The organism is Methanophagales archaeon, assembly GCA_021159465.1.
In the GTDB taxonomy this organism is placed as follows: Archaea; Halobacteriota; Syntropharchaeia; order Alkanophagales; family Methanospirareceae; genus G60ANME1.
The window spans coordinates 1-9,995 of sequence record JAGGRR010000137.1; the positions used below are offsets into that span (position 1 = coordinate 1).

General features: G+C 46.4%; 9 protein-coding genes, 1 tRNA gene and 1 pseudogene. 4 read left to right on the top strand and 7 right to left on the bottom strand.

Annotation, left to right across the window (positions count from 1 at the left end):
• Positions 1-342 precede the first annotated feature (342 nt).
• Together J7J01_06335 and J7J01_06340 are read right to left on the bottom strand one after the other, a co-directional pair.
• Positions 343-2,562 (bottom strand): CDC48 family AAA ATPase, encoded by a 2,220-nt coding sequence (locus J7J01_06335; GenBank protein ID MCD6210493.1) that lies wholly within the window; start codon positions 2,560-2,562, stop codon positions 343-345.
• Between the two features lie 353 nt (positions 2,563-2,915).
• The gene (locus J7J01_06340; protein MCD6210494.1) at positions 2,916-3,995 is read right to left on the bottom strand and encodes a Coenzyme F420 hydrogenase/dehydrogenase, beta subunit C-terminal domain; all 1,080 of its coding nucleotides are present in this window, start codon (positions 3,993-3,995) and stop codon (positions 2,916-2,918) included.
• Between the two features lie 273 nt (positions 3,996-4,268).
• On the opposite strand from J7J01_06340, the gene J7J01_06345 reads away from it, so the two are divergent.
• The 3 genes from J7J01_06345 (at position 4,269) to J7J01_06355 (ending at position 4,946) form a co-directional block, all read left to right on the top strand.
• Positions 4,269-4,427 (top strand): hypothetical protein, encoded by a 159-nt coding sequence (locus J7J01_06345; GenBank protein ID MCD6210495.1) that lies wholly within the window; start codon positions 4,269-4,271, stop codon positions 4,425-4,427.
• Positions 4,358-4,516 (top strand): hypothetical protein, encoded by a 159-nt coding sequence (locus tag J7J01_06350; GenBank protein ID MCD6210496.1) that lies wholly within the window; start codon positions 4,358-4,360, stop codon positions 4,514-4,516. The genes J7J01_06345 and J7J01_06350 overlap by 70 nt, the downstream gene beginning before the upstream one ends.
• Before the next feature lie 241 nt (positions 4,517-4,757).
• Positions 4,758-4,946 (top strand): hypothetical protein, encoded by a 189-nt coding sequence (locus J7J01_06355; protein ID MCD6210497.1) that lies wholly within the window; start codon positions 4,758-4,760, stop codon positions 4,944-4,946.
• Between the two features lie 30 nt (positions 4,947-4,976).
• Here the strand turns inward: J7J01_06355 and J7J01_06360 are convergent.
• The 5 genes and pseudogenes from J7J01_06360 to J7J01_06380 form a co-directional block, all read right to left on the bottom strand.
• Positions 4,977-5,492 (bottom strand): annotated as a pseudogene (locus J7J01_06360) (transposase).
• Between the two features lie 424 nt (positions 5,493-5,916).
• Positions 5,917-7,101, bottom strand: coding sequence for an isocitrate/isopropylmalate dehydrogenase family protein (locus J7J01_06365; protein ID MCD6210498.1), 1,185 nt, complete (start codon positions 7,099-7,101; stop codon positions 5,917-5,919).
• Between the two features lie 33 nt (positions 7,102-7,134).
• Positions 7,135-7,209: transfer RNA gene (locus J7J01_06370), tRNA-Arg, on the bottom strand.
• A 38-nt stretch (positions 7,210-7,247) separates the two neighbouring features.
• Entirely contained in the window at positions 7,248-7,643 is a 396-nt protein-coding gene (locus J7J01_06375) for a hypothetical protein (GenBank protein ID MCD6210499.1), read from the bottom strand.
• Positions 7,640-8,830, bottom strand: a complete 1,191-nt coding sequence (locus tag J7J01_06380; protein ID MCD6210500.1) for an argininosuccinate synthase — start codon at positions 8,828-8,830, stop codon at positions 7,640-7,642. The genes J7J01_06375 and J7J01_06380 overlap by 4 nt, the downstream gene beginning before the upstream one ends.
• Positions 8,831-8,966: 136 nt before the next feature.
• On the opposite strand from J7J01_06380, the gene J7J01_06385 reads away from it, so the two are divergent.
• Entirely contained in the window at positions 8,967-9,770 is an 804-nt protein-coding gene (locus tag J7J01_06385; protein MCD6210501.1) for a tryptophan synthase subunit alpha, read from the top strand.
• Positions 9,771-9,995 lie beyond the last annotated feature (225 nt).

The window sequence follows — 9,995 nt, forward strand, 5'->3', positions numbered from 1 at the left end:
ATTTGCTAAGTCGTGGATCGAAAAGTTTATCCCATCGTGGATTTAGTTTTGTTGGGGACTATAAATTTGCACTGATTTGGTAGTTTTCTTTAACACCACTGAAGCACGATCAATAGTCCTGCAAACACATAATAGGAGCCAATCGAACTTTTCTTAAGAGAAGAGAAGAAAGATAGATAAGAATAGAATGTTACGATTGGCACTGATTTCCGTATTATTTTCACTCTCTGCTATTGTAGCTAAGATATGGAATGCCTGGAAAGGTGAAATTGTACTGGAATAAAAAAGAAATAAGAAGTAGAGAAATGGTCACTCTTCTCCTTTCACTATGCTTTTTGCTTTTTATACATATGCGTACTTCACGAAATCTTCTGCCTTCTCTTTGAATTCGTTCTGGCCTTTGGGTAGAATAGTAGGTCTAACAGTCTTAATAGCAGCATCAAAATGCTTCTTCTTTATCATCACGTTCTTCACTGCCTCCTTCACATGCTCATCCGAGACACCAGAGCCGATGAACTCCCTTAAGGCATTCATTACCGCCTCCCTCACTATCGCTGCTATATCTGCTCCCACATAGCCATCGGTCTTATCTGCAAGCTCATCAAGATCAATATCACTTGCTATCGGCTTACCTCTCAGATGCACCTCGAATATCTTCTTACGCTCCTCTTTACTCGGTGGCTGGATGTATATCAACCGGTCAAGCCGTCCAGGACGCAACAAAGCGGGGTCCACCATGTCTGGGCGATTCGTCGCTCCTATAATGATTACTTCCTTCAGCTCCTCCAGTCCGTCCATCTCGGTCAGCATCTGAGAGACCACTCGTTCCGTCACATGTGAGTCATAACCGCCACCCCGGACCGGGGCAATGGAATCTATCTCATCAAGGAAGATGATACATGGAGCTGCCTGTTTCGCCTTCCTGAATAGCTCACGAACTGCACGTTCGCTCTCTCCTACCCATTTGGATAGTAGTTCTGGACCCTTGATGGATATGAAATTCGCCTCACTCTCATTTGCCACAGCCTTCGCCAGCATCGTCTTACCTGTGCCGGGTGGACCAAAGAGGAGGATCCCTTTTGGTGGCTTGGATTTCAGATGCGAGAACGCTTCAGGATATTTCAAAGGCCACTCTACAACCTCCTTCAATTCCTGCTTCGCTCGGTCCAGACCACCAATATCATCCCATTTGATATTTGGCACCTCAACGAAGACCTCACGGAGCGCAGAAGGCTCGGTATTCTTCAAAGCCTCTTTGAAATCCTCCCTCGTCACCCGCAACTTCTCCATTACTTCCTGTGGTATCTCCTTCTCCATATCTATCTCTGGCAGTATTCTGCGGAGTGCGTGCATTGCCGCTTCCTTACACAGAGTTGCAAGATCGGCACCTACGAATCCATGTGTGAGGTCCGCAAGCTCTTTCAGGTCTACATCATCCGCAAGAGGCATACCACGCGTATGTACCTGCAGAATCTCCTCCCGACCGTTCCTGTTTGGTATACCTATCTCTATTTCTCGATCAAACCGTCCACCACGCCTTAAAGCCTCATCAAGTGCATTTGGTCTGTTTGTAGCACCAACAACCACCACCTGTCCACGAGATTCCAGTCCGTCCATAAGAGCGAGCAGCTGTGCCACCACTCGCCTCTCTACCTCTCCTGTTGTCTCGCCGCGTTTCGGCGCGATGGAATCGAGCTCGTCAATGAAGATAATTGAAGGAGCGGTCTTACCCGCCTCCTCGAATATGTCACGCAGATGCTTTTCGCTCTCTCCATAGAACTTACTCATTATCTCAGGACCGGAGATGGAATAGAAATTCGCATCTGTCTCATTTGCTACCGCTTTTGCTATCAATGTCTTACCTGTGCCTGGGGGACCGTGAAGCAGCACTCCTTTCGGTGGCTCGATGCCCAACCGCTCGAAGAGCTCAGGATGCCGCAATGGCAGTTCTATCATCTCCCTTATCATCCCAATCTCGCGTTGTAAGCCTCCGATATCCTCATAAGTCACATGTGGCACCCCAATTCGCTCCTCACGTGCCTTGCGTAGCACTATCTCGGTATCTAACTTCGGTATCACAGTGCCCAGTGGCACAGTATTGGTGACAACAAAAGTAATGGGGTTACCAAGCATCTCAACCCTGATAATCTGTCCCTTTGTTATCGGTCGCCCCTTCAGTATCCTCGCTAAGTACCGTTCACCTCCTGCAATTCTTACCGGCTGTGTGGGCTCGAGTACAATTCGCTTCGCATCTCTCACCTTCGTCTTGCGTACACGTACACGGTCATCAATGGCAACGCCGGCATTACTCCTTATATTACCATCAATCCTGATTATTGATTTACCACTATCAGGTGCATAGCCAGGCCAAACGATAGCAGTTGCGACATTTTTACCTTCTATCTCCACTACATCGCCACTAACCACACCAAGCTTCCGCATAGTATCGGTATCAATCCTTGCTATGCCTCGCCCGGCATCACGGTGGTATGCTTCCGCCACACGGAGCACCACCGATTCATCTTTCTCATCTTTCTCATTTTTCTCATCTTTCTCCTTCATCTCTCCTTCTCTCCTTTATACATGAATATACAATCACCTCTTTTTCTTATAATAGTTATTAGTTACCACACCATACTATAAAAGATACTTCCCTTAAGGAAAGAGAATGATTAAAAAACTCCTTTCTTTCAAAAAGAAAGCTTTACCAAAGGAATATTATACTTTATGTATTAGGACAAACCGACAGGAGGTGCAGTCTTAGTCTTTATAGATGAAATAAATACCACTAGTGACACATGATTCGGATATTGCTGCTCGTACACACAGTGTGAGAAGGATGCGTGACGGAAGGCTGTAAGGCTAAGATGAAGGGCACAAGGTACGGGGGTACCCGGTACTTATTCTTGTTACAATTACAGCTCTGACTTCTCTCCTCGCTTACGCTTCTTCGCTGCCAGCCTCTTTACCAGCTCCAGACCCTTCGCCTGTATACCCTTTACTTCTATATATCCACTCTCTGAGGCGCCTCTAACCAGTTCATCACCCCGTTCCGTGCGAGTGATAACGGTTGACCAGCCATCAGCAGAGCCTACCGCGCCTACAGAGATATCAGCCAATTCCGCAGTGAAATCTGTGCAAACTGAACATCCATCCCCCACAAAACCCTCTAAGTCATCCAGTGAGATAGAGATAGTCTCTCCATCATTATCATATACCAGAAGTTCTTTACCCTTTATATCAAACTTCTTCACATGCTCCAGTGGCACCCGCTCATTCACGAAATCCAGTAGCCCCTCATTGTAGTTCTTGGTACAAAACAACCCTATCAACAATTTTACATCCTCAATTCGCAGTTCGTATGGCTGATTCGCATTCGCAGCCTCTGCCTTCCGCAAACCCTGTATCTGACATGGCAGGCCAACAAATGCAATGGCACTGCAGCCCTCTTCCTGCGCTTCTCTTACACCTATGACAGATGGATATAGGGTATACCTGGTACCTGCACCTTCCTTCAGCGCTTCATAATCCCTCGCAACCACCGTCCGGGGTCTCCAATCACCATTCGCAGTAGTGAGTACCGCACAGTCTATTGCCTGTTTTTCCAGTCCATAAGCGAGTATTGAAGTGACTATACCTCCATCCTGACTTTTTTCCCTTATATCAGCCTTCTTTGTACGTGCTTCGTAACATGCCCGATATACGCCAAGAACATCGTCATCATTACTGACTTTACCAAATATCTTCTGTTCTATCTCCGCCTGTGGCAAGAAGGTTCTGGGGCAGAATGTATAGCACAGTCCACAGACGGTATCATAATCCTCGATGAATACCGGTTCACCATCTTCTATCCTTATCTTATCACAAAAAGCAGCACAGGTTCCACACATACTGCATCTCCGCCTCGCTACCACCTCGCGCTTCAAATCAGAAAAACCACGTTCTAAAAAGGCTGGTAATCTCACGTATCCCCGCTCTTTTATCTCCACCACCATTATTATCCTTAACCCCCTATCCTATTATACCTTGCTATCCATTATATTAATAAATAACCATTGCAATACTGACACTGTTCACACACAAGCCGAAGAAAATAAAAATTAGAAAAGGTTAAATAATAATATCGTTCATCAAAACTCAATTATCATGGCTGGAGATAGTAGTAACCTCAGGCATGTATCATGAAAGGCAAAGCAGAATAATAAATTGTTTATATTGCTTTTACAATAGCGGTATGTGCACTCATAATTACAAATGCAATATCAGCAATGCCCGAAGGAGGCTCGTTAGAGATAAAAAGAGAGGAGAATAAAGAGGAAGGGGATATAGAAATGAGTATGCGGATACCGGCGAAGGCATATCCGAGGAGAGCAGGGGGAGAATCTTCGAGCCTCTTTTCACTACGAAATCTCGTGGTGTTGATTTAGGGGTTGCTTTATGTAGGAGATACGTGGAAGTGCATGGAGGGGAAATAGAGGTGGAGAGTGAAGTTGGAAAGGGAGTACGTTTATTATAAAGCTGCCTCTTCCTGAACGAAAAGCAGGAAATGCAGGAAATGATAGGAAGCGAGCAGATCGTGGATGATAATTCTGAACTGCGTGAAACGCTTGCAGATATACTGGAACTGGCAGGTTTTGATGCAGAATCCGCATGAGGAGGCAAGGAAACAATTATGAAAGCGAAAGTCAAAGAAAGATTTTTTGACGTTGTTGTCTTAGACATTAAATTGTAAATTTAAATTGCCCGGGATTAATGGTATGGATACTTTCAAGGTGATAAAAAAAATCAGTCCAAAGACGAGCGCGATTATGATGAGTGCTTATGCGATGGGAGCATTAATAAACAAAGCGTTAAATGCATGTGTATTTACCGTTCTATACAAGCCATTTGAGCCGGATAAGCTACTCGATTTGATAGAGAAGGCGGAAGTATGCACGAGGTTGTGAAAAGGTTGAGAGATGACCATGTGTGTTCGGCTAAGTAACCCATCTATCCATTAGCTTCTCTCGCTTGACATTTGGATTGCATCCATAGCCGAGGTAAATGTTGTATAAAGTGAGCATATCGGTTCGAGTTTCAGCCTCACACACTCGAGTACTTCTGTTAAAAATCGGTCTGCTTGCTCGGTGAAGACTTTTGCCCAACGTAAATGCGTGTATTGGTTGACATTTCCCTTCAGCCTGCTAATGAAATAGCCGCCATAGCGGGCGATTCTGTCGAAGAAAAGGTACTTGAAGTATCCGAGATCGAGGAGCAGGATGCAGCCCTTGAACCAGGGAAATATTTATCGCCCAAAACACGACCGGGTTGCTGTGCTCGAAACTCAATCGCATGGAGCACGCACCTCTAAAGGAAATCAACCCGACAATCTTCGGTGTGAATCGTTCGTAAAAACTACTTATGCTCAGTTTCACCCCTGTTTTCTCCTCGTATTTCCGCTTCAGTCCCCGGATAGTGCTCAGAAAACGCACACCAAATCTAAGCGTTAAGATTCATGTATCGTATCACCGTGTAAAATAGTCACTTTTATAGCTTAAACAGTTCCAATAGTTGGAATCACAATCTCTTATCCAAACACCTATGAAATACCTTTAAATACCTTTAAGTTCCTGTAATGTTACCTGACGATGTCCCGTTGGCTCGACTCGGTCGACTCTGGGGAGCTACAGAGACGTCTATCGCACGGCTCGTAATGAGCTGGACACAGCAAGGACAGTCCAGTCCACGATTCCTCCTGATGCCAATAGGCGTACCAGAGCTGGATAGGAGGATTCTCAGATTCCCAGATCCACAGCCCCACCATGCCGGGGAGAAACAACACCCAGACGATGATCTGTGCGACAATGAACCCGCCCCACCACATCGCGAAAATCACGACGGTGTAGGTGCTGAAGCAGAAAACAAGCCTGCCACTCTTTATTGTTTCTGGTTCTTGATGGTTTCTAACAGATGATCAGTGAATGCAGTGCATGTGAGACCATCTGAACGGCCCGTGATGATATATTGCTTTGTGCAGACATCAAGAGCCGTGTCCAGGCTTCGTGCCTCTGCCATGAATCCTATATGCCTGAGTAGCATTGCAGCCGCACGCATGATACTTGTAGGATTCGCATAAATAGCACGCCCCTCCTCTACCATTCGCAATGCGGAGCCATGAATAGCCTCAAACATTGCATATCTGTTACCTATGTTGGCACTACCCGCTGTGCCCACACCGCCCTGAAGCTCCGCTGCTTCATCTGTAATTATATCACCATAGAGATTAGGGAGCACAATAACCCGGAATCCACGCCTGCGGTTCGCATCCATCAGCTTCGCTGCAAATATGTCCACAAACCAGTGGTCCCATACGACATCGTGATAATTACGAGCAACGCGTTCCGCTTCTTTGAGGAACTTACCATCAGTTGCCTTTATTATATTCGCCTTCGTTACTACTGTCACCCTGTTGATTCCGTTTTGCTTCGCATACTCAAATGCCATGCGTATTATCCGCTCGGCACCTATGGTAGTGGTGACTTTGAAATCAATTGCCAGGTCCTCTGTTACGTTTATACCCCTACTTCCAAGTGCATACGCGCCCTCGGTATTCTCTCTGAAGAAGACCCAATCTATACCCTCTTCTGGTATCTTTACAGGGCGGACATTTGCAAACAGGTCCAGTTCCCGTCTTAACGTTACGTTCGCACTTTCCAGATTCGGGTATGGGTCACCCGCTTTGGGCGTTGTTGTTGGTCCCTTCAGAATTACATGGCAACGTTTAATCGCGTCCATTACATCCTCTGGCACCGATTGCATGAGCTTCGCACGACGTTCTATAGTTAGACCTTCTATCTCACGAAAGATGACCTCACCAGTGCTCAATTTATCATCAAGCAGGAACTGTAATACTCGCTCCGCCTCCTTTATTATATAGGGTCCGATACCATCACCACCAACGAACCCCACCACAATGGGTCGCTCCAATGCATAATTCAACGGTGTACCATTTGCATTTGCATTTGCTTCCTTCAAACGCTGAATACGACTCAATTGCTCTTCCACTATCTCGCCGAAATACTTCTTCGCTCTTTCCACTATTGCTGCATTCGCTTCTCTCATTGCTGTCATAGTATTATAGTATAGTTATATTAACGGACCCGACGGGATTCGAACCCGCGATCCCCGGCTTAGAAGGCCGGTGCTTTATCCTGGCTAAGCCACGGGCCCTGGAATTACATGATAGAGATACGACACGAGAGACAATTTCAGAACGGTAACTCGGAACTCTTCTCTGCACCCTTCGCTATCGCTTCTTCCACCGATGCTAAGTCTTTCATTATGAACAGCCGGGCTTTTTCCTGCTCTACTGATTCGATCGAGTTCTTCAATATGGGGGCATATCTCTTGAACCTGTCTATCTTCACAGTATATGGCGCCAAATCCTCAACGGGTATGAGCTCAAAGCCTTTACCTTCAAGATATTTCATCACCTTGTTCCGTTCACCGGTGTTCTTCAGCTCGAATCTGTACTTCACACGATTATAATAGGCTGAGAGCGTATCAAATATCTCACGGTCATCAAAGAAATACTTGAAACACCACAAACTACCTATCTTGAAGATATTTATCTTTATTCTTTCATCCACTTCACTCATACTCATCTCTTATCACCTCCTCTTGTTATAGCCGCCAGCCTCGATTGAGACCCGTGATAGATGGAGAACCCTTCTGCAGTTCTCTGGTCTCGCTTCACATCGAACGAGACATCCTTTGAGTATAGTGCGTATGGCGATTCGCGCCCGACCACCCGTGCAACACCCTTGTTCAGCTTCAAATACACCGTGCCGTTCACACGCTCCTGCGTCTTATCTATGAAGGCATTGAGAGCATCAAACAGAGGGTCCATGACCAGACCCTGATAGACCAGTTCACTCCATGCTCTATCAACCAGTTCCTTGAATCTCAGTTCGTTTCTCGTCAATATGAGCTGTTCGAGATCGCGATGCGCCTCTAATAGGATAGTAGCAGCAGGGTGTTCATAAATCTCTCGCGCTTTAAACCCGAGAACCCTGTCTTCTATCATGTCCGTCCTGCCTATCCCGTGCTTGCCGCCAATGGCGTTCAACATCCTTATCAATGCGACTCCGTCCTGTTCTGCTCCATTCACTGAGACTGGTACTCCCCCCTCGAAACATATCTGCAATAGTTCCGGTTCTTCTGGTGCTTCTTCAATAGAGGCAGTCCAGTGGAATACCTCCTCCGGCGGTGAGAACGCCGGGTCTTCCAGCTCGCTCCCCTCTATACTCCTGCTCCACATATTCTCATCCACGCTCCATCTCTTATTATTATCATTGCCGTGCTCAAAAGAGATGCCATGCTCTGCTGCATATCGCCTCTCCTCCTCCCGCGTTAAACTCAGTTCCCGCATCGGTGCAATTACTTCAAGATCTGTGGTTCTGAAGACCGCATCGAATCTGAGCTGATCGTTACCTTTGCCCGTACAGCCATGAGCGAGTGCATTCGCGCCTTCTCTCCGGGCTACTTCCACCACATGCCTCGCTATCAGTGGTCTTGCCATTGCAGTACCAAGAACGTATCCCTCATAGGAGCCGTTCGCCTTGATCAGCGGGAAGATGCAGTTGTGAACGAACTCCTGCTTCGCATCTACCAAGACAAAGGAGTCGCTCAGCTTCTCTGCTCGCACTCGCGCTTCCTTCAAATCCTGTTCTGGCTGTCCCACATCCACTGTTACTGCAATCACCTCATCATACCCGTAATGCTCCTTGAGCAGTGGGATGCAGACAGAGGTGTCCAGTCCACCGGAGTATGCCAGTACTACTTTCTTCATTTGCTTCACTCACCTACTATTACTACTACCTATACTCATATACTAACACTAATCTAACTAAACTTATTTATTATTTGTATTTAGTAAAATAAGAGGCTTTTTAAGCAGAAGCAGGGGAGAGAATGAGTCATAAAAAATGACGCTGGCAGATAAGTTTGATGAACTGAATAGCCGAAGAGAGAAAGCTTTGATTGGCTTCATCACCGCTGGCTATCCTGATGCAGATGCAACCCCCGAGATAGCAGGTGCATTGATGAGGGGTGGTGTGGACATACTGGAGCTTGGTCTACCGTTTTCTGACCCTATTGCCGATGGTGTTACGATACAGCGAGCGAGTGAGCGCAGTTTACGTGCTGGCATGAACCCTGATGCATACTTCGACGTTGCATCGGCTATAAAAGGTGTGGAGAAGGTCTGTCTTACTTATTATAACCTCATCTTGCAACGGGGACTGGAGCAGTTTGTGAACGATTGCGAAAGTGCGGGTATAAGTGGTATAATAGTGCCTGACTTACCGGTGGAGGAATCAGAGCCTCTGCTGAATGTTTGCAGCAGGTATGAAACCGATCTGATATTCCTTATCGCACCCACGACCACAGAGAAGCGAATGGTGAAGATTCTGCATGCTGCCGCTGGCTTCATCTACGTCGTATCTCTGCTCGGCGTGACGGGAGCGAGGGAGAGGCTCTCTGATGCGATAGCGCCTCTTATATCTCGTATAAGGGAGCAGGAGTCGGCGATGAAGATAACAGTGCCACTGGCTGTTGGTTTCGGTATCTCAAAGCCCGAGCATGTAAGAACTGTATGTCAACTTGCAGATGGAGCAATTGTGGGCAGTGCGATAATAAGGATGATAGAGGAGGGAGGGGGGAGCGGCAAGAATCTAATGCAGAAACTGGAGGATTTTGTAAAGTCATTAAAAGCCGCTACTGCTGTGTGAACTACTCACATGCAAGTAGGTGAGCTTCCATCCTCATCCAGGATTCAAAATAGGAATCACCGATGATTCGGGCAAGTTCATCTATTATCGCCACCACTTTTGAAACGTGGTCGTGTCCCTCTTTCATCGACTTGAAAGAGAAGATGTAAACAGAGTATGCTATACAAATTTTATTAATGTATAACAACCCCCTCCACCAACCATTCACAAAGGATCATCATATCA